The sequence below is a fragment of the Shewanella sp. T24-MNA-CIBAN-0130 genome, from assembly GCF_040310185.1.
Taxonomy (GTDB): Bacteria; Pseudomonadota; Gammaproteobacteria; order Enterobacterales; family Shewanellaceae; genus Shewanella; species Shewanella psychromarinicola.
Genome location: NZ_JBEOPP010000053.1, coordinates 9856 through 33067, shown reverse-complemented (window position 1 = coordinate 33067; position 23212 = coordinate 9856). Strand labels below are relative to the sequence as shown.

Annotated in this window: 8 protein-coding genes; 1 reads left to right on the top strand and 7 read right to left on the bottom strand. The window is 45.7% G+C overall.

Features of this window, described 5'->3' with window-relative positions; translation table 11 throughout:
- Window positions 1-245 precede the first annotated feature (245 nt).
- On the bottom strand, window positions 246-2276 hold the full coding sequence (locus AAEZ02_RS17505; protein ID WP_124012137.1) for a methyl-accepting chemotaxis protein: 2031 nt from the start codon (window positions 2274-2276) through the stop codon (window positions 246-248).
- A gap of 633 nt (window positions 2277-2909) precedes the next feature.
- On the opposite strand from AAEZ02_RS17505, the gene AAEZ02_RS17500 reads away from it, so the two are divergent.
- Complete coding sequence (locus AAEZ02_RS17500; RefSeq protein WP_124011918.1) at window positions 2910-3602, top strand: fumarylacetoacetate hydrolase family protein; 693 nt, start codon at window positions 2910-2912, stop codon at window positions 3600-3602.
- A 307-nt stretch (window positions 3603-3909) separates the two neighbouring features.
- Here AAEZ02_RS17500 and AAEZ02_RS17495 read toward each other — a convergent pair whose 3' ends face one another.
- Genes AAEZ02_RS17495 through AAEZ02_RS17470 form a run of 6 tightly spaced genes read right to left on the bottom strand, consistent with a single transcriptional unit; the run spans window position 3910 to window position 22700 of the window.
- Window positions 3910-4167, bottom strand: a complete 258-nt coding sequence (locus tag AAEZ02_RS17495) for a hypothetical protein (protein WP_164839507.1) — start codon at window positions 4165-4167, stop codon at window positions 3910-3912.
- Between the two features lie 50 nt (window positions 4168-4217).
- Window positions 4218-5843: an eicosapentaenoate synthase subunit PfaD gene (pfaD, locus tag AAEZ02_RS17490; protein ID WP_351124220.1), complete on the bottom strand. Its 1626-nt coding sequence runs from the start codon at window positions 5841-5843 to the stop codon at window positions 4218-4220.
- A gap of 28 nt (window positions 5844-5871) precedes the next feature.
- Window positions 5872-11790, bottom strand: a complete 5919-nt coding sequence (locus tag AAEZ02_RS17485; protein WP_351124217.1) for a hotdog fold thioesterase — start codon at window positions 11788-11790, stop codon at window positions 5872-5874.
- On the bottom strand, window positions 11787-13946 hold the full coding sequence (locus AAEZ02_RS17480) for a PfaB family protein (RefSeq protein ID WP_351124214.1): 2160 nt from the start codon (window positions 13944-13946) through the stop codon (window positions 11787-11789). The genes AAEZ02_RS17485 and AAEZ02_RS17480 overlap by 4 nt, the downstream gene beginning before the upstream one ends.
- Complete coding sequence (locus AAEZ02_RS17475) at window positions 13943-21835, bottom strand: SDR family NAD(P)-dependent oxidoreductase (protein WP_351124211.1); 7893 nt, start codon at window positions 21833-21835, stop codon at window positions 13943-13945. The genes AAEZ02_RS17480 and AAEZ02_RS17475 overlap by 4 nt, the downstream gene beginning before the upstream one ends.
- A complete protein-coding gene (locus tag AAEZ02_RS17470) occupies window positions 21819-22700 on the bottom strand; it encodes a COG3415 family protein (RefSeq protein ID WP_351088485.1) in 882 nt (293 codons plus the stop codon). Before AAEZ02_RS17470 ends, AAEZ02_RS17475 begins: the two co-directional genes overlap by 17 nt.
- Window positions 22701-23212: the final 512 nt, after the last annotated feature.

Below are 23212 nucleotides of genomic sequence, written 5' to 3'. Positions count from 1 at the left end.
TAGTATCGCTTCGCTGCTAGGGCGGACTACGTCCTGCTAGTATCGCTTCGCTGCTAGGGCGGACTACGTCCTGCTAGTATCGCTTCGCTGCTATGATTTTATAGCATCTAGCCGCGTAGCGTTCTAGCAGCGCAGCGTCCTAGTAGCGCAGTACGCTGGCAGAGAATATTAATCAGCACATTATTGATATTGCTGACCCCGCATAAATGACCCAATAATCATTCCATCAATGATCATCGTTATGGTTATAGCTTAAAACGTTCAACGGAGGTGGTAAGCGAGCGGGCTAATTGATTTAATTGTTGGCTTCGATTGGTCATTGATGTTGATTCTTGTGCATTTTGTTGGGCTGAATCTGCCGTTTGAGTCATTGTTTGTTCTATTAATTGGCTATGGTTTACTTGTTCATTGGCCGAATGAGTAATACTTTGGCTCATGCCATTAATGGTACTCAATGCTGTTTCTATTTGTTTAATAGCATCGTGTAACGACTGACTTTGTTCAACACATTCACTGGCTTGCATTTGTCCTTGTGAGATGGCATTGACGGCATTCGTTGTTTCTTGTTGTAGAGCGTTAATCATGGTTTGAATTTTGGCGGTTGATAATTGCGTTCTAGACGCTAATGATCGTACCTCGTCGGCAACGACGGCAAAGCCACGCCCATGTTCACCCGCTCTTGCCGCCTCAATAGCCGCATTTAAGGCTAACAAATTAGTTTGATCGGCAATAGCACTGATGGTCGTTAAAATTCCACCAATATTATCGCTGTGTTGATTAAGTTTTGTCATGATCTTAACTGAGTCATGCAAGCTGGTTGATAAGGTCTCAATGCGGAGGCGATTATTATTAGCAATACTTTTTATTTGTACCCCTTGCAAAGAGGCTAATTTGACATGTTGTTCAGATTCCGCGGCTTGCTCACTGACCTGAGTAGAACTGTGATGTATTTGTTCGGCGAGCAGCTTTGCCTGGCTAATATTATTAATTTGTCCTGAGGCTGAATGGGATATTTTTTCGCTTTGCTCTTGTGAGCGAATAGCGGATTCATCGAGCAAATGCGCATCACGACTAATGGCTTGTAATAAATGAGTCAGGTCGTCAGAAAGTTTATTGATGTTATCCATCAAGGCTCCAAATTCATCATTATTTGTCTTGGTTAATCGCCCCGATAAATCACCGCTGGCGATCCGTGATAATGCTCGGTTAATGACTTGCAGAGGGCCTAACATGGCTTTTGACGTGAAGTAATAGATAAAGATCGCCATTAATACAAATATCACCGCCATTGAAATAGCCAATGTTTGTGCTGTATTCACTTCATCTATGGCCACCATTTGTAACTGGTTGAATCTTTCGTTCGCGAGTGTCACTAATTGATCTAACTGATGATTCGTAGCATCAAAAAAAATGTTGGCTTGTAGATGACTTTGCTCTGCTAAGCGTTGCTTATTGACGACATTGTGTTGCGCGAGATACAAGGTGCCAGGTTCATCTGTGAACTGTTTAATGGCTCGTAAGTTGGTGTCAAAATCGGCAAATAGCGACGTTGCACCCAAGGGGTCAGCTTGTTGGGTTAAGTAGTTGCCATTAACCGTAATATTAACTAATAACATCGAAACATCTTGTTTATGAATATTAATCGTATCGGCAGAAGTTAATCGACCGAGTTCCGTTATGGTATTGCCAAGTGCGAACAACATGTCGTCGATACGCACTCCGCCGCCAATGACTTCTGCTAATAACGGTGCTTCATCAACTGGCGCTTCGATAAGTTCCAAATCAATCATATTGTTACTGGCGTTTATACGCGCATTATCAAAATCTTGCTTTAAGGTAGTGAAGTGAGTGCGGGTTTGCTCTATTTCGAGTTTAGTGCTGAACATGGTGCGCGATTGTTTTACGTACTGCTGATAGGAGCTTTTTGCTTGAATTAACGACTGGTGCATAGTGGGATGATCCGCTACTTTGACTAATAGTGTCGTTAATACGTTATTGAATTCTTGCTGTAATAGATTAAATTGTTTGAAGCTGAGATTGATACTGTCATTACCGGTTTGTGAATAAGCTAAGCTATCTGTTTTTGCCATTTTTAATAAGGTAATTTGCAATGCATTTGATTTATTTTGAACGGGTACCGCTAAGGTTTCAATATTAGTATTTGCTGTTTGAATTTGATCGAGAGAATGATAAAAAAAACTACTTCCAACAAGCAGTAATAAGCCAATAGAGGCAAATCCTAACGCTATTTTTTGTTTAATTGTCAATTCGAACATTGTCATTTAGTCTCTCTTATTATTATTTTTCTGACAGTCATTCTTACTGTATTAATCGTTAATGAAACAGGTTTATTGTCTGTGTACAACAGACCTAGACTAGTTCGTTGTTAAAAAAATGTAAATACAATTATATAAATATATCATTGTTTTTATAGTGATATTTACTATTGTGATCAAGGGGCTTACCAAAATTTGGTGCTCGTTGATTGAAATAGAGGCGCTAATATAGAGAGGTTATTTACATAACTTCAACTCGCAATAAGAGAGTGACTAAATCGTTAAACTGGGGGGGTATTTCAGGCCTGTAATATCAGCCTTTACCTGTATTGGCGTAAACAGGGGTTTATTTAAAGTTAGTCATATTATCAAACCTGCCACGGTTTTTTGCTATTAAGGCGTATTGAAGCGTCAATCGCGGGCCTATTGTCAGTCGATAGCACTTCGATACCACTTCGATAGCGGAACAATGGGCTGGTTGATAACCGTTTGTTGATAACCGTCTATTATCCTTAATTGAAGTGACATATTAATAGACAAGCGATCATACTAGGCTTGATGTGTTAACGTCGTGATGCTTTTGTTGCTAAAGCGGTTAATTGTTCTCAATATGTCTAATCATTCGAGGTTAATGTGGATCGACAATCAGTAACGCTAACACAAGTTAATGGCCAAGTTTTACATATCATCCCATCAAAAATTATTTGTATTGGGCGTAATTATGCAGAACATATTCACGAACTAGGCAACGAAATACCTGATGATATGGTGGTGTTTCTTAAGCCTAATTCAGCTATTACCACCACGTTACGGAGCCATTTGGATGAGCCTTTACATTATGAAGCCGAGTTGTGTTTTATGGTAAGTAATGGCCAGTTTAGTGCCGTTGGAGTTGGGCTTGATATGACTAAGCGGCAACTGCAAGCTAAGTTAAAAAAACAAGGCCTACCCTGGGAGCGAGCTAAAGCCTTTGATGGTTCGGCCCTGTTTAGTGACTTTATTCCAATTACTCAAGGTATGCATAATGGGTGTTTTCAGTTAACGATTGATAACGTTGTGACTCAATTGGGGCATCAGCAATTAATGATGTATCAACCACAAGCTATTGTTAACGCCATTCGTGAATTTATGACCTTAAACGATGGTGACATTGTGATGACAGGAACACCTAAAGGTGTAGGTGAGGTGGCAGCCAATAGCCAATTTGAGCTTAGCATGTGGGCTAATATGCCATTTAGTGATTTTAAAACCGCTTTAGTCGGAGACAACACCATTGCGCAATCCTCTGGCGCCGCTGATATTGTGGCGCGCTGGCAAGCTAAATAACCCCAACTTGGTTTAGGGGTGGGATACGTTAGTCAAAAGCAGAATATTGAGTCTATTTCATAACCGTTTATTATCCCGAGCAGAGATTAAACAGGGCTTTTTACGCTGACTGCGTTTGTGATTTCTTTTTTTTGTTATCGCTTACTCATGTAGAACAACGACCGGTCATCACTCTGGCTTGTATTACATTGCGGCGCAAACTGGCAAGTAATTGACTTACAGATAAAAAATGGCCCAAACCCTCTTTAGTTAAAGAGGGTTTGGGCCATTTCGGTAGCATTATGTCATTAACGCTATGTCATCAACGCTATTTCATTAGCGCCACAGCTTCCATGTCTAGCTCGATGTCCGTGCAGCCTTTAGCGCAATAAATCCCTGGGGCTTTATTATTTTTTGGTGCCTTTTTGGTATTAGGCGGCAATAGAAGTGTTAGCGGTTTATTGCAGTCGGTGCAAGTCGCACTATTGCCTTTTAGCATGCGCTTAATCAGGTTTTTTTGCTGGTTAAACGACACAAGTGTCGGGTCGTTAACCGCCGAAAAATCGAGTTTTTGGATATCGCTCATGTTAGTTCCTATCTTTATCACTTATCTCGCGGTGAAGCGTGATAAGCCTATTATTTAATTTGGTCTACTGGGCGCCAGCGCTGTAATGCTACGGGAAGGCTAACACCTTGTGCCGTTAATAAATTCACTCGAGCTAAATAGGCTGCACCGTGCATTAAATGCTTGGCCAAATCGACGGCGTGACGTTGAGTGTAATCATCTAAATAGCTGCCTTTAGCCCACGCATTGAATGCTCCAAGCGAAGGACCGGCCCAAATTTGATAATCCATCTCGCGACCCACTTCACCCGTGTTTGACCAGCGACTTGATAAGCCTAAATACCAACGGAAAATCAATGCCATTTTACGTTTTGGATTGTCTTTAGCGCGTTCAATCTGTTTGGGATCTCGTTCATTAAAATGTGCCACAGTGCCGGCCCAAATATCATCAAGGCTTGAGCGAAATACTTGTTTTTCAAGTTTTTCACGCTCGTCGCTTGGTATGGCTTCGATTGAGTCATAGCGAGTATAAATTTCGTATAGTTTGTTGGCGCGCATGGGAAATAATGTGCCGCGTTTGACCACTTGTAACTTAACGCCCATTTCGAACATATCGGCGGCTGGCGCCATCGTCACATCGGCCATTTCTGTGGTGGCCAGTAATTTACGCGTATGTTCGCTGGCGCCGGCTTCCACGCAGGCTTGGTTGATGGAGCCGGTAACAATATAAGCTGCGCCCATATGAAATGTCGCCAATGCAGCATCAGGGGTGCCCACACCACCACCGGCACCGACGCGAAGAGGCGTTTTGTAATTGTACTGCGCTTGCACTTGATCTTTTAGTGCCAAAATAGTCGGCAGTAAGGTGACTAATGGACGATTGTCGGTATGGCCACCAGAGTCGGCTTCTGCGGTAATATCATCTGCCATTGGCACTAATTGCGCTAATGCCATTTGTTCAGGTGTAATCAAACCGTCATCAACCAGTTGTTGGAGCATTTTTACTGGCGCGGGTTGCATAAACTTAATCGCTACTTCAGTACGGCTGATTTTAGCGATCACTTTATTGTCGATTTGAATATCACCGTGAACGTCACGGCTTAAGCCTGCTGCGCGGTAATAGACAATTTGAGGGGTTAACCCCAAAAATGCAGATGCTTCGACGGTACGTACTTTATGCTTCAAAAATAGCTCGACACTGCCACGCTCTAGTGCGGGCTCACTCGGGCTGTGAATTAAATTAAACGCATAAGGGCCATTAGGCAGCGCCGTTTGAATGCGCGTAATGGCTTGTTCAACTCGTGATGGAATTAACCCCGCTGCGCCAAATGAGCATAAAATACCGGCTTGGCCTAACGCGATAACCAGCTCTTCAGAGGAAATACCATTCGCCATGGCGCCAGCATAATAGGCGTATTTTACCCCATGCACGCGGCGGAAATTACTGTCGCCTAAACTTTGGGTGCCAAGGGCTGGTGCAAAGGCGCTGACAGGTAGCGCATGGGCTGCTACGGAATCGGTCACCACTTGAGCCTGTTGCGCCACACCTAAGCCTTGCTGTGTATCGTTAACCACATAACATGGTTGCGATAAATCTTTGAGCTTTTTGTTCATCCCAGCGTGATCAAAACAGCTGTTTTGCAAGCTAACTTGCCATGGCCAAGGTGAAAGCTTTTCGTGTTGTAATTGAGTTGACATTATTTTTATTTCCTTGAAAAGCGAGCGGCTAAGCTTCTTCAATACAAATTGCGATATCTTTGACTTCGTAAATACGCAGGCCATCTTTACTTAAATTGGCATCACCAATAATGATGCGTTTACCGTGTTCATCTTTAATGGCACTGATATGAACATCGAGCGACATTTGTTTGTTTAATGGATTAATCTGACCGCGATACTTCCATTTTATATCAGATAATATCTGCCCAAATTTCGGGTTAGTGAAACCTTTACCTAAGTCTGTACTGATGGCGTAAGTTTGCATTAACTCGATGATAGCTTCAACGCCTAATGAACCTGGCATTACCGGATCTTGATGGAAATGGAATTGGAAGAACCAATCACTTGGATCAATAGTGCGAGAAGCCGACAAATAACCGTTACCATATTTACCGCCTTTAAGCACCATTTCAGCCGTGTCGATAAAGTTAAGTTGGCCACCGGCTAAACGATAATGTGGCTGGTGGGCAGGAGCATTGAATAATCGCGACTGCTTATCCAGTAAGTTGACGCTGACATCTGCAGCCACATTATTGTCGAGGTGCCATGGCTGGGTTATTTTGCCATTATCTATGCCGAGCTGATTTTTAAGTGCGTCACCTTTAAAGTAGCCAAACACTGCGCTGCCGGTGTAAAACGGCTCGTTATCGACGCTTAGCTCAAACGTGAAGCTTTGAATAATATTACTGCCAGCGATGACAGTAGACAGCAAACGTGAGTCATTGACGATAGTTTTGCCGCGTAAATCGACTTCGCGCAGCAGGGTGCCGTGACCATCTAAGTTGCGGAAAAACAGTTCTTGCCCAGGAAAACCAAGAGTGGTGCCCATGTAGCCGGAAATAAAGCCATTAGGTTGTAATGAAATCTCCATTAATACCGAATAAGGCATTACCGTCTGGTGGCTGTTGTTAGCAAAGTACCAGGCATCTGCCGGCACTTCGTATTCAGCGATACAAGACGATGGCTTTTTCAGTTCGCCGCGCTTACCGTTAATGTCAACCACGCGAGTGGTTAACTGTAAATCGCCACAAGGCGTGCGCGGTGGGATCAGTCCGCGGTAGATACTAAAGTCAGGCCCGAAGCATTTTTCGATATCGCCAGTGGCAAATTCGAACATATGGTATGGCGTAAATGGCACGGTATCGGGTACGCGGTTGGCATACTTTGAATCGGCGCTTACTTGTGGCGCCTCAACGTGTTTAAGTGGAATAACGCCCTTGTTACTTGGGGCATTTAAATCTGGAACTTGCGCCATTAATGGGGCTTTGTTGGCAATATGTTTGCTGCTAGCGTTTGAATTTACAGCAGGGCTAGTGCCTGCTGTATCTAACGACAGAAGCGGGTAACGAGTGCATTCAGCTTCTTCTTTAATCATCACCCCAAGATTTTGGAAATCAACCACCACCTTGCCATTGAGCAAAATATCAATATTAGCTTTGGCGTAGGGACGAGGATGAACACCTATTTCGGTGACCTCCATGCGATAAGTCAGCTCAGCGGTTTGTGGTAACACTTGGCCACGACAACGCACTTTTTGTGAGGCATTTTCCAGTGGCTGGAAGCGACCATTGTCAACCAGAGTGTGCATCCCAATGTGGACCATAAAGAATTGCAGTAATTGACCACAACCTTCTGCCATTAACGAGCCAGCCATGACTTGGTCGCCTTGGAAATGACACGGGAAATACCAGTGATCTGGCGCAATGTGTTTATGACCTTCAAGTAAGCCTAAGCCCCACGCGCCACCGTGCACTTGAAGCTGGCTAACACGCTCAATCATTAAGAACTTTTCTGAGGCAAAACAAAGCGATTTTTGCAGCCCATTTTGCAGTTGGTGACCAACATGTTCACCGCCAAAACAGCTGCCAATATCAGCGGTTAATAAATGATGAATTTGGCCATAGTCAAACGCCGTTTGGTTACAATGCAGTAATGGTGTAAAGGTTGGTTTATTCGGATTATTAAGTACTTGTTGACGAAGTTTGATTTCCTCTTCGGTATGGATCACCCCTTTCCCATCGGCCAGTTCTTGGTCGGTAAAGAAGCCTGCGCAGCCGCCATCCATTTTGAGGATCATCTTGTCGCCAACAAAGCATTCGTACGAGAAGAAGAATAATAGCGTGTCGCCATTGCTGGCAAAGTTGTTGATTTTAATGTCGTAACGCAGGGTATCGCCGCCGCGAGGTAAATCAGCTAAGAAGGTCAGGGTGCAATCAAGTAATCGATAAACCCGCTCACCCTTGTTTTCAAAATCGATGCCTAAATAACTGATCAACATTAAATCGCACTGACCTGATTCAACGGCTACAGCCCAAGGGATTTGACCATCGACTAAGTAGGGCGCATCAACCGGAATGTCGTATTCTGTGGTCATTGAACAGGGTTGGTATTGATTTATGGTCGCATCAAGTTTAGTGACGCGCGACACCAATAAATAGTCGGTGGTTGGCAGTCTTACTCGGCGAGAATAACTGTCGATAATGGCGTAATCTGGACCAAATACCTTGGCAATATCACCTTCAGCATACTCGACTAAATCAGCGTAGTTCCAAATGCTCGGTTTGTCTGCCGGCGTCGGCGCGGTGTAAGCTGGCACGCAGGCATGATTGGGCTGGATTAACTTAGCGGGGCTAATTGTTTCACTCTTAACAGCTGTTTGAACCGCAGCATTAACGGCATAAGTATTAGCAGCCGGAGACGCGACTTGAGTCGCCGTTGTCCGATGGCTCAAACCGGCCAATTGAGATCGTAATAAACTGTCGGCCACTTTCAAGCCTGCATCTCGGCTGGCTAAATAAGCTAAATGTGCTTGTTGTGCTAACCACTGATTTTGTTGAAATGCCGTTAAATGTGCAGGTGGAATCGTATGATTTGTCATACTGGCAACCCTTGGTTGCTTTGGAATCGTTTTATCGGGCATATTTTCTGACATAAGAGGCTCGGCGATATTCTCGCTATTATTGACGCTAAGAAGGCTATTATCACGAATAGTTGGTTGCTTACTTTCAATGGTGTTGACCACCGTTAGGGCGATATCAGCACATTGATTGATAATACTGTCGAGCGCATCAAGTGGGCTGTCGATAATGTGTTGGTAAATATCGCGACCGCCTAAACTGACTTGCTTAATTAAACTTACCTTACTGCCCGTGGCTAATTGTTGAGTTAAATTATTGCTCAGTCGAGCGTGCAATGCTTGTTGTTGCGCCGCCGAAACCGACAAATTCACTTGTGAGTATTGTTTTTCACTATTGGTGAAGACACTGGCATTGATAGCGGTTTTATTGATGTGACGTGTTTGCACTAAAGCGTGCAGCACACTGGCCATGCCAGAGGCGGCAAATGTATGACCGAGAATGTCATGGGCTTTACAGATTAGCGTCGCCGAATTAGCGGCTGTCGATGCATCCGCTATCCCTTGGGCAAACTGCTGGCCTTGCTCTGAGAATAAGCATTCCGGCGCTTGGTTTAACTCGATAAGGTCTGCCGCAATGGTGGCGGGCTCTTGCGACAATGGATCAAAATGAATGCTGTCGATACTGGCATAGCTGTGAAGGGTAGCGTGTTCGGCATTGGTTTGTTGCAGCACTAGCGCGCCAGCCCCTTCGCCTACTAGCCAATCAGTTGAACCCAAGCCTTTGGCATTAAGTTTAGCGGTATTGAACAACATGTTTTCAATACTGCCAGACAGATCCACGGCGGCAATAACGATTGCATCTAAAGGCTCTTGTAACGAGCCAAGGGCAAACAAGTTTTGTGCCACATCAATACAGCGATTAACTGACTGCTCGCCCGCTGAAATGGTAAACGCTGGACCATTGAAATCCCACAATGAGGCGATCCGCGACGCCATAATATTGCCAATAAAGCTGGTGTACTGGTTAAGCTTGGCTGCATCTAACACACTGTCCATTGCAATCGCTTCTAAGCTGTTATATTCCGCACTGGATAACTGGATCCCTTGGGCATTAAGGCTTTGAGCTATTTGGCTGTGTAAGTTAACTCGTCCGCGAAATTGGTGTAACTCAAGTTCGGTTTCCATGGCGACTAACACGGCGACTTTGCTGCCTGGTGTTAGCTTGGCATCGACAATGGCTTCATTGGCTATTTTGATTAACAGCAGCTGTTGAGAGATCAGCCGGTCATCTTCATTAGGCGGCACTTTAAAACGTAAGAAATCAAAATCGAATTGATCAATATACGCGCCTTGTGGTACTTGATTAATGCCATATTGGGCCAATAACTCTGGGTGTTTGTCTAAGCCTTTCCAGCGCTTTTTTGGCAATGGGATAAACAGTGCTTGCTTGGCGATGATGTTATCAGCCAGTGCATCGATACTGCTGCATTGGCCAAAATGCGCGGCCATACCGGTAATGTGCATCGGCGTTTCTGCATTGACTAATGCACTGTTATTAGATTGGCTATTATTGAGCAAAGCCTTGGTAGCGACGGCTTGAGCCGGAGCTTGATATGACTCAATCAGTAAATGGGCATTACAGCCACCAAAACCAAATACCGATACCCCCGCATGGCGGGCTTTATTGCCTGCTTTATCGGGCCAAGGCAACACCACGTTTGGTAAGGTTGCTTGACCAAATAATCCATTAGGCGAGGCGATAGGCGCACTAATATTAATACTGGGTGGCAACACGCCTTGGCGCATCGCAAAAATCATTTTCATGATCCCGGGCATGCCTGCGGCGGTGAGTAAATGGCCTAAATTGGATTTTGCTGAACCAATCAGTGGTGTCGCGCTGCCTTGAAGCTTATCTTCAAAAAACCGCTCCATTGAGGTGAGTTCAACTTTGTCACCTAATGGCGTACCGGTTGCGTGACATTCAATCACTTCAATACTGGCGGGGGTAATACTTGGGTCTATTGCCGCTGCATCGCGATAAGCACGTTCAAATGCTTGTACTTGGCCTTTACTGTTTGGGCTTAACACAAACTGGCCTTTACCGTCGTTTGATAAGCCGATCCCACTGACTAAAGCGTAAATATGGTCGCCATCACGCTCAGCATCTTCAAGACGTTTAAGCACTAATACCCCAGCACCTTCGCCAGCGAACAAGCCTTTACTGTTTTGATCAAACGGAGCTGAAATGCCGTGGTCGGGATAGGCGTGAAATATCGAAAATCCCATATTGATAAAGAAGGGATCGGCACCTGACACTGCGCCGGCAAGCATCATGTCTGCTTTGCCAGTATGCAAGTAATCGCACGCCAGTTTTAAGGCGTAAACCGAGCTGGCACATGCCGCATCTAAACTGAGCTGCGTACCACCTAACCCCAGAGCATCGGCAACGATTTTTGAGGCGTTATGGGCAATGGCACCATTACGCAAATTAACGGTCTGAGCTGTCGCATGTGCATTAGTTTGTGGCTGCTGGTCAACAGATTGCTGATCAAAGTGCTTATCATAACGCTCATTAAAAGAATGCAGGCTGAAGTTTGGCTGTTGTAGTTTGGTTTGTAGGGCTTTTTCTACCGCACTATGATAAAGCGGCACAAATAGCTCGTTAGATTTTGCCGTAGGAAATGATAAGGTTCCCATGACAATACCTGTGCGTTTGAGCAAGCTATTGTCTAGATCAATACCCGCATCCGTTAAAGCATTACGCGCAGTGTCGGTTGCCCACAAAAAGCTTTCATCTAAACCATCAAAGGCGTCACTCGCAATACGATATCCGTTTGGATTAAAGCTAAATCCTTGGATATAACCGCCTTTATCGCAATAAAACCGGTCTGACTCGCCTTGAACGCCCAAGTAGTCACTCGGTGAAGCATTGAGTTTGTTGGCACTGATTTGGCTGCGTGAGTCTTTTTTGTCTAATAAATTTTGCCAAAACGATGCAGGGGTATCCGCATCTGGATACTGATTGGCTAAGCCAACAATGGCTATTTTAGGGATCGCTTGAGAACTCAATGAGGTTCTCCTTCTAATGATGTTTCACTATTACGAATGAGAGATGAGCCGTCGGCTAACGCCGCCTGCTGGGATAATGTGTTAATCGTATCGTTAAGGCTGCGGATAAAGGGGCTTAATGACATCGGCACTCGATGAGTGATTAATTGCCCCAGACATTTAAGTAAACTGCTAATATCGTCGCCGCCTTTTGCATTAACAGCCATCGCATTGACTTTTGCATGGACCTTCGCTGGAGACGAATCGCTACTCTGAGCATTGATTTTATCAATTAAAGTGGTTATTTGACGATCTGCACCGACTTCAACAAACAAACGACAGCCATGGTGGCGAGCTTTATGGATCAATTGAGTAAAGTCCAATTGATGACAAAAGGTATCGGCTATCGATTGGGCAATGGCGTGTGAGGTTAACGCAACCGGATCTGCCTCGGCGGCTGAGATAAACTGTAATTGGTGGGGTAAATTCTCCACAAGCGGTTGCTGATAAAACTGGCTAACAGACGTGGTAATATTCAGTGCCGCAGGTGTGTGCATAGCGGTGACGCGATTAGCCGCAATGCCGCGTTTACCCGCTTGTTTTAACAAGGCTTTACAACTGGATTCACAGCCAGCGATAACGCAGGTATCACCTTGGATAATGGCAATATAAGCCCGCGGATGATCCGCTAAATGGGGCGTGAGTTCATCGATGCTCGCACGAGTGACAAAGCTGTTCCACACAATGGTTTCGTCATCGGCTAATTGCCATTGCTGGCGAACACAGCGGAGCTCGCCAGAAATATCTTGGCTAAAAATACTGCTGTTTTGCGTCGCGGCAATCATGCGATGCGGTGCCTGCCATACGTTTAAATTGGCCCACATGGCCGCTTCACCCATGGAGTAACCCAAAGCAAAGCGGGGCTCAATGGCAAACTCTTGCTGCAACAGTTTAGTTAATACATAACTGGCTCCAACGCCGGCAATCGCCAATTGACTCAGACTCATCTGTGCTGCACGGCTGTTATCTGCGCCATAGAGATATTCAGTTTGTAACATCGATTGCATGTCACCTTGGTTTTCAAGTTCGGCATATAAATCCGGGAAAACCAGTCCCAATTGACTAAGCATGTTTGGATAGACGGTGCCTACGCCGGGATAAACAAAACTTAAGCCATGATGACCAAGGGGCGCTGAGTAAAAGCAACTGCCGGCAGGGGTTTTATATTCTATGGCTGCATTTGAGCTTTGGGCAAGATCGCCATTAGCCGACATCTTTGACATCATCGCGTTGACTTCTTGCACCAATCCACTGCGGTCCGCTGCCATTAATACCAAGGCTAGGGGCGCATCCGTTTGATAATCTACCAATCTGGTGTTGATAAGCTTGAGTAGGCTAAGGTCGTCAGCAGTTGAGTTTAACTGCGTAGAAAAGTCCATCAGCTTAGTGCGTAATTGCGTTAATGAAGCTGCGCAGAGTGGCAACCATAAACGCTGAGTATTGATCAATGCCTTGGCGGCGATTAGCGCACGTCCTTGGGTTAGGATCATTGCCTGAACACCGGCGGCCGCTGGATAACATAAGGCCGCCACCCGACTTTGGTGCAGTGTGCTAAACCAATATTGACTGTTGCTGTTGTCTTTGGATGGTATACAGCGACTGGCGATAGACTCGACCAGGGTTACCATTGCCGTCAGCGTTGTTTGTGCATGAGTGCTGGCATGAGTACCAGCATTAGCATCAGCACTGGAAGTAGTACTAACATTAGCACTAACATCTAAACTGCCATCTAGCGCGACAATCTGCGGCTGAGCATGCAGACGTTTTGCATGGGCAAGGGCGAGTGTTACCGCTTCAACTTGATTGTCGCCAACTGCAATGCCGTTGATATAAGCATGAGCATGCACGCCGTGTTTAGCGGCAATCAGCCCCGGCATTATCCACAATCGATCGCCAATATTGACCATGTCATTGCGGGTGGATGATAGTGTCTCAACGCTGTGTAATAACGCCAATTCAAAGCCATCGACACGTTGAGTGTCAATGGCAATGAAGTGCTCATTTACCGAGTCAACATCAGGCTTGCTTAGCAACAATGCCAAGCGCATTGGCTTGGTTTGTTGCTCCGCAATACGCTCACTAATACTGCTTTGCGTTATGTTGCTTGATGCCGTCACACTGTTTCCTTGCTGTGGTGAGAAAGTTCAGCACCAGCAGCTTGATGTGCAATAAATGCCCCATTCAAACTTTTGCTAATGGTCACTTTAGCGTTAAGCATTTGGCAACTCAGGCGGCCATCTTGATGATATAAACTCACGTTAGCGATTAGCATTCTGCCACTGTGTTTAACCACATTCAGTTGAATATAACCTTTATCACCATTAGCAAATGGCCAAGCGGTGACACATTCACCGGTTGATGAAGGTAAACTTGCGGCACCGTATTTCAGTCTCGCCCATACCAGCATGGCTTGTAGCAGCAAATCTTCAGCGAAAATTTGGCTGCCACCTAATGCCGATGACGGGATAAAACCTTGGCAGTCTGCGGCATTAATCTGCGGCAATTGCACTCGGCACAGTAGCTGAGCATCATCAAATGCTAGCACCTGATTTATCCCTTGCAAACGCGGGCCATGAAACAAGGTTCCGTTTTGATACAGTTCAGCCCCTGAGTTCAATGGCACCATGTGCGACCACTTTGTCAGACTCGCTGTATCAATCGCTGGCTTGGTGATCTCAGTTGCCAAAATGGCACTATTGATCACCAATGTCGCTTGGTATTGCGGTTTCATGGCTGCACTTGGCTCATTGAGCAGACGAGAGGAGATCTGCGCGCTGATCTCAGCCTCCGTTTGGCTTAGCTCAAGTTGCAACAAATGTGGCTCATTGGTGTCAAAAATAACCCCTTTAAGCAATTTGTATTCAGCAATACTGACTGGCACATGACATAAAATTTCTGCCGCATCACGCATCCATTGCATGGCGCATACTGTCGGCAATACCGGATTGCCCGCAATACAATGGTCGCTAACAAAAGGCATTTCAGCCGGAGTTAAGACTCGAGTCACCGTCTGACTGATAATATCAGTAGCCGGTGTCTTAGTCTCAGATGTCTTAGTCGTAAATGCTTTAGTAGCAAATTTCAGCGAACCCTTGGCGATAAGCAAAGCGTCCGCATTAGGCTTTTTTGCAGCATTATCCTGTTCTGACGAGCCTTGCATATCAGAGCCAATGAGCAGTTGCGCCCCTTGTTGGCTTAATAAACTGTGGGCAAATAACTCGGCACCCGTTTGTAGCGGAATAACGTAAACGCCACGTTCAACAAACATTTTCTTTAATGCTGAACTGACCATACCGCCATCCCAAGGGCCCCAGTTAAAACTCATCACTTTAGCTTGCGGTAAAGTGTGCGCCAGTTTCAGGGCGGTTTTATTGAGGATTTCATTGGACATAGCATAATCACTCTGACCGCTATTACCGTAAAAAGCGGCAGCCGATGAAAACAGTGCAATAAGCTTAATCTGTTGTGGGTCGAGTGCGTTAAGGATGCTCGCAAGCCCAGTCACTTTGGTGTGGTAGACGCGGTTAAGCTCATCCAAGGTTTTGTCTTGTATATGCTTGTCGGCTAACACACCGGCACCGTGGATAATGCCATTAATGGTTAATGAGTCGCCCTTAGCATTAGTCAGGTTTTTAAGGCTAGCAGCTACCGCTGTGGCATCGCTGACATCCATCGATACATATTGGGCACTGGCACCGACCTTGCCAAAAGCGGCTAACGCACGATCGATTTCTAGGCTGCTGCTTATCGGCCACACTAGCGCATCTATCTGTTTTGGCGTGGGTTTATTACCTTGCGATTGAATATAAGCAATGGCAGCGGCTTTTAACTCAGAGGCTTGCTTGCCTTGAGCCCAAACCGGTAAGTCGCTAGCAAAATGTTGGCTGCGACCTGCTAACACAAAATGTGATTGGCACTGTTTGGCTAAGGTGAGGGCGCATTCAAACGTTACGCCTTTTGCGCCGCCGGTGACCAAAATAGTGTCATTACTATCAAGTGTTGCTGGCGCAAATTGCTCGCTGGCATTGGCTGCAACTAATGTCACTCGGCCTTGCTGACTGATCCCCACTTCGTTAATGCGATCTTCGCTTGCATTGGCACCATCGATATCAAACAACTCTGCTACGATAGCATCAGCAAAGGCGCTTGCATCAAGGTTATTAGCAATGTCTAAGGCGCGGCAAAACACCTGTGGCCACTCATGGCTTAAGGTTTTGCTAAGCCCAGACAAGGCTGCTTGGTTAAGTTCTGCTGTCGCTAATTGGCTATTATCTAAGTAGCCAAACCCACCGTCTAAACGACTCACAGTAAAGTAGCATAAGCGTGAAGATGTTGGCTTAGCGAATTCTGGGTGCAGATGCTTGGCCCATAAAAATGCATTGTCGACCGCAGCTTTAGCGGCAACCGTGCACGACATTAATTCGCTGCTGTTGGCTGTGGCTTGCGGCTGCAAATGAACAAAGCCCGCAATGGCCTGTTCAGCACCAATGTCGGCCTTAATATCGGCAATGACCTTGGCAATTTGTGCATCATCAATGCTATTCAAGGTGTAGCTTTTAATATCACTGCTTAATGGCGAATGCGCCACACTGATGGTTTGTGGGTGACGAATAACGGCGACGGTTAATCCCTTTGCATTGAGCTTTTCAGCCAGTAAACCTGCGTTGTGGCCATCGTCTGTGATGACAATACAAGTTGCTGTTGAAAAACAATCTAGGAGTTTATCCGTCGCTGGTAACTTTTTTAGCGCTACCTCGCTATGTGGAGGTAATGTTGTGGTGTCTAATTCAAGCTTGTTTGCGCTTAATGCTGGGGTTACTACTTCGGCAACTATGCCAGCAGCAGGCAGCTTGGTCTGCATGTAGCTGACAATTTCACCTAAGGTGCGACACTCGGCTAAATCTTCAGGGTTCAGTTCTGGTAAGCCTGGCAGCTCATCTTGCACTGTGCCTAAAATCTCGACGCGCTTAATGGAGTCGATACCTAAATCGGCTTCCATGTCCATACTCAGTTCAAGCATTTCAGCAGGGTAACCGGTTTTGTCGGCGACCACGCTTAACATCGTACGCTGGACGTTTTCTGCGCTTAAGCTGGTTGATTCAGGTGCAGCAGTGATAGACCCTGCTGTTACCGATGTTGATCCTGTTGATGCTGCAGTAACCGTGTTGGCTGCAGGCAGTTTAGTCTGCATGTAGCTGACAATTTCACCTAAGGTGCGACACTCGGCTAAATCTTCTGGGTTCAGTTCTGGTAAACCGGGTAGTTCGTCTTGCACTGTACCTAGAATTTCAACCCGCTTGATGGAATCGATGCCGAGGTCGGCTTCCATATCCATGCTCAGTTCAAGCATTTCAGCTGGGTAACCGGTTTTGTCGGCTACCACTGACATCATGGTGCTTAATACAGTATCAGCACTCAAGCCCGTTGTTGCAGGTGCTGATGAAGATACCGTTGCTACTGGAGCGACTGTGCTGGCCGCAGGCAGTTTGGTTTGCATATAGCTGACGATTTCGCCCAAGGTGCGACACTCGGCTAAATCTTCTGGGTTCAGCTCAGGTAAGCCTGGTAGCTCATCTTGTACTGTGCCTAGAATTTCGACGCGCTTAATCGAGTCGATACCAAGGTCTGCTTCCATGTCCATGCCAAGTTCAAGCATTTCAGTTGGGTAACCGGTTTTGTCGGCAACCACAGCTAACATGGTGCGCTGAACGCTTTCTGCGTTTAAACCTGCTGCTGGCGCAGATGCAATTGATGCTGGAGCTACTGTGCTGGCAGCTGGCAATTTAGTTTGCATGTAGCTAACGATTTCGCCCAAGGTGCGGCACTCGGCTAAATCTTCTGGGCTCAGTTCTGGTAAACCTGGAAGTTCATCTTGTACTGTGCCTAAAATTTCGACGCGCTTAATGGAGTCGATACCTAAATCGGCTTCCATGTCCATGCCAAGTTCAAGCATTTCGGTTGGGTAACCAGTTTTGTCGGCAACCACATTGAGCATAGTACGCTGGACGTTTTCAGCTGTTAAGTCAGTTGATGCCGGTGCAGCAGTTTCTACCGAGGTTGATCCCGTTGACGCGACAGCAACCGCGTTAGCAGCAGGCAATTTGGTTTGCATGTAGCTAACGATTTCACCCAAGGTGCGACATTCGGCTAAATCTTCTGGGCTCAGTTCCGGTAAGCCTGGAAGCTCTTCTTGCACTGTGCCTAAAATTTCAACGCGCTTAATGGAGTCGATACCTAAATCGGCTTCCATATCCATACCAAGCTCGAGCATTTCAGTTGGGTAACCGGTTTTGTCGGCGACCACATTGAGCATAGTGTCTAACACTTGTTGCTGTGTTAGTCCGGCTGTTGGTACAGAAACCGCTGCTGAGCTAACTTGCTGAGCCACAGGAGCTTGAACAGGTATACTGGCTGTCGGTTGAGATTGAACCGCTTGAGCCGCTTGAGCTGTTTGAACCTGAGCTGAAGCTGGAGCAACAGGTGCTACCACTGGCGAAGGTATTGCTGCTTGAGCTATGTGGTTTGACTGCACAAAAGCAGGTTGTACTGATGCAGCAGATACTGATGCAGGCATAGCCGCTGGCGTTTGCCCTTGCAACATGGCTAATGCAGCTTGGCTTGCTTGTGCTTGCAGTGTTAAGAATTGCGTATGACTTTGCAATGTTTGTGCTTGATGCTGGTGGAACATCTCCATCGAACGTTGCAAGCTTTCTGGAATGGCTAATCCCGATGACGCCATTTGTGCTTGGGCTGTCATCAGGTGAGCAAAGGTATCACCATATTGCTGTGGGATAGCTAAAAACTGCTGATGTAATTCAGCTGTTTGTTGCTGCGCAGCAAAAAATGCACCGATACTATCGGCAGACGCTGACACATTTGAGCGAACCGGTTGAGCTTTAGCTATAGGAGCTGCTGCAGCTAAAGGTGCAGCTACTGCAGATGCTGGTGCGGATGTTGCTGGCACTTCAATATATTCAGTTTTAATGACTTCTTTTTCCACAATTTTTTCCACTACTTTCTCGACTGGCACTTCCACTGTCTGGCTGGTAACTGTGCCAGTTTGAAGTGACTTGTTCATTTTGGCTTGGGTGTTGGGACTAATATAATTGCTGGCAGTTAACTTGACGTTCATCGGTGAGACTTTTGCAAGCTCAGCGATAGGCGCTTGATATGGGTCAACCTCAGTTAACGTCACACCTAACACTGCAAGCTGGCAAGCAGCTTGACGCAGTTGGGTATCACTGCTGCCCTTTGGATTGGGATTTAAGCTAACCACACTCACAGGCTCAGCTTTATTGCCTAATGTTGCCTCAACCAGTTTTTGGAGAATGTTTTTCGGACCAAACTCAACAAATACCCGTGCGCCAGCGTCGTACATAGCTGTTAATTGCTCGCTAAAACGAACCGATTGCAGCATATGATCAGTCAATGCCGCCTTGATTGCTTTGGGATCATTAGGATGTGCTTTGCCGGTGCCGTTGGCATAAAGACTCAATTTGGGCTTGGCAAATTTGACCTTGCCGATTGCGGCTGCAAAGGGTTGCTGAGCATGTGCCACCAATGGGGTGTGGAACGCGCCAGAAACGGGCAGGGCAATCGCTTTAAAGCCCAGCTCGGTGGTGATAGCTTGTGCCGCTAAGGTGCATGATGCTGTTGGCCCTGCAATAACAAGTTGGGTCGGTGCATTGTAATTAGCCACCTTGACGCCTTCGAATGCACTGATGCACTTTTCAACTTGTTCTGTGCCTTGCTCAACCGATTGAGCCGGAACAATAATCGCGTACATGACCCCAGCGTCTTGATCTTTAGGCGTGGCAGCCATTGCTTGGCCACGAGCAAAGGCCAATTGATAATAATCAGCTTGGCTAATAACGCCTGCAGCACATAATGCTGACAATTCACCAAAACTATGACCAGCAACCATGTCGGCGGTAAAACCTGCTTGAGTCAATAATGCATATTGGCCCATGCTCACCGCACCAATAGCACTTTGGGCATTAGCTGTATTGGTTAATGCTGCGTGTTGTGCGGCAATATCGTCGGCTTCAAAAGCAGGATTTGGGTACATAACTTGTGACAATTGTGTTTGCTTATGTTGGGCAAATACCTTATCGGCCTGCATCAGTTGTTGACGCATTTCTGGATACAAACAGGCTAAATCTGCACCCATGTTTAGATACTGTGCCCCTTGTCCGGCAAATAATGCCGCCACTTTATGGCTTGCCGATTCAGGATGGATCAATGCTTGCGCGCGATAACTTGTGCCTGAAGGTAATTGCCAGCTGTCTGCAGTATTTGAGCTTAACTGCGCTTGCGCTTGCGTTAGCTGAACGGTTAAGTCTGCTAATGAAGCAACGACTAAGCCTATGCGTGCCGCATTTGGGGCGATGGTATTTAAGGCAAATCGTTTGCCTAAGTCGGCTAACACAATTTCTTGACGATTTTGCTGTGTGGTATCAACGCCATTAACTTCAGCTTGAAGTGCCGTTAATTGAGCCTGTAATGCGGCTTTGTTTTGCCCATGGATTAACAGCGTTTGTGGCACTGAACGTTGACGATACTTATCACCTCGAACATGTTCTTGACGATACTCTTCCAACACAATGTGGAAGTTAGTGCCGCCAAAACCAAAGGCACTAATACCGGCGCGACGCGGGGTATTGTCTGCTCTTGGCAACCATGGACGGGTTTCAGTGTTTAAATAAAATGGCGAGTCCTGAATGTTTAATTTTGGATTCGGCTTACTGACGTTAATGGTCGGAGGCAATACTTTATGATGCAGCGCCAGCGCGACTTTAATGACCCCAGCGGTTCCTGCTGTCGATTTAGTGTGACCTACTTGTGATTTAACCGACCCAAGGGCAATGTGCTGTTGGGTATCATTATCTTCAGTAAACACCGATTTCAGGCCATTAAATTCTGCCACATCGCCAGCTGCAGTACCGGTACCGTGGGCTTCAATTAAGCCAACAGTGTTCGGTGCAAAACCGGCATCATCATAAGCACGTCTTAATGCTTTAGCTTGGCCTTCTGGGCGAGGTGCATAAATACTTTTAAATTTACCATCAGATGACGAGCCAACGCCTTTGATAACAGCATAAATGCGGTCACCATCGCGTTCAGCATCATCAAGGCGTTTAAGCGCCATCATGCCAATACCTTCACCAATCATCATGCCTTTTGAATCAATATCGAAAGGTTGAATGGTGTCATTAGTGGTAAATGCCGGTGTTTTTGAAAAGCTCATGTACATTGATGGAGAGTTGTCGGTACACACGCCACCGGTGAGCATCATGTCACTGCGACCTTCAACTAACTCAGTGATGGCCATACGCATAGCCGCCAACGATCCCGCACAAGCGGCGTCAACAACACAATTCATGCCGCCTAAATCAAAGCGGTTAGCGATACGACCAGCAATCACATTGCCGAGGGATCCTGGAAATGAGTTCTCTTCCCAGTGAATATATTGATCCTGAAACTTTTTGATCAACATATCGGTGTCTTCGTCGCTTAGACCGCTATTTTTAAATACTTTTTTGAGTATAGGGTATTGCAAACGACCACTTAGGCTATGATTGAGCTTTTGACCACCGCCGACGCCCAGTGTAATACCGATGCGATCGGTATCGTACTGTGCATCAATACCAGCATCCGCTAGCACTTCTTTGGCAACCACTAACGATAATAGTTGCGAGGTGTCTGTTAGTTCGAGGATGTTAGGTGGCAGGCCAAATTCCATTGGATTGAAATCGACTTCAGGTAAAAAACCACCGCGTTTACAGTAAGTTTTATCGGCCATTGATTTATCGGCATTGTAGTAATCTTCAGCATTCCAATGGGTTTCTGGAACGTCGATAATGGCATCAATTTTTTCGCTGATTAAATCCCAAAATTTGTTTAAATAGCGTGAGTTTGCAAAAATACTGGCCATGCCGACAATGGCGACAGGCATGTCTTTTAAGCGTTTGTTTAAACGCTTATCTATATTACTGGATTGGCTCATATGAGTCTCCGTTTGATAACTGAGGTTCAGTTATCTGGTGTTGGGATCCAGCTGCATGAGTGGTGCTAGTGGATACTGCGGCTGGCTGACCTGCTCCAGGAAATCGAGCAAGAAAAGTGTGATAGTTGCGAACCAATAACTTACGTAAATGAAACGGTCCGTGCTTTAAGACATGCGTAATATAGCGATTACTCGCCTGGGTATGGCTGTCTTGGTAAATATCGAGGTAAACCCAGTCAGACTTAAAATCGACCCCAAGCAGAACGGAATAGGCATGTTGTTCTGTTAGTTGAGGCGGAATACTTAACGACACCACTTGTACTACGTTGTCCGGATCTGGACTCGGTAGGGCCAAGGTGTCAGCTAAAGTCTGCGGGTTAACGGTATAGGTTTGAATATTTGCGCCCTGAGTGATCGGCAGCTGATTGAAGAATTTTTCTGGCACAAAAGGGCTATCAAATTCGTCGAGTTTTGACACCCCAAAGCGTTTTAAGCAGCGGGCAAGGCCGGAGCGAGAGACATTGGGGTTGATAAATTGTTGGGTGACTTTTAATAACCTGTCTAAGGGCATCTTTAATTGATAACGCAGGCCCAGCATCACGTACTCTTCCATTGGGGATAGTGTCGTGTTGAGTTTGTGCGGGGTGTTTGGGGTGTTATCAATTGAGTCACGTTTACGCCACTTACGCACGGTGGCTTCGCTGATATTGAGGATTTTTGATAATTGGCTGACGCTGTAATCGGATTGCTGAATAAATTGACGCATCTCCGGCGTTGTCGTCGCGTTACGGTGATTAACCGTTTTTTGACCAGGCTTACCCTCAAATAGACTCGACTCTGGATGTGTAGTTATCTTTTTTGTCATCTAGACAGGGATTCCAAATAATCTATTGAGACTTTAGCGCATTTAAACTTACCCATACTTACTTAAGTCATACTTAAAGAAGATAAAAATTAGTCTAAATATCCATTTATGCTTTTTTTAGCACAAAGCAGATTACCTGAGGTTTCACTCCGATACAATCACCCGAGACTAAAAACACGTAACGTGTCGCTTAAAAGCCCTCTTTATAGATACAAAGCTCGTAATTTGAAACGGGTGTCTTGTGATATTCTATTATCCATTATGTAGGTAAAACAATATCGTCCATGCTTATGCTACTGTTATATATGATTATTAATCGAATCGCTTGTTGGTGGTTCAATGTTCTATTGTGGTTTAACATGCTAACTCAACGCTGACTTTTTGTATTATAACGGATGGATTAATATCACCCTTTATTTGCTCATAAAATTGATTAGGTTTATTGGTATATTGTAAAGTAGATCAATAATTTATTCGTAATGAATTATTAGCTATCGTCTAGTAGTTATCCT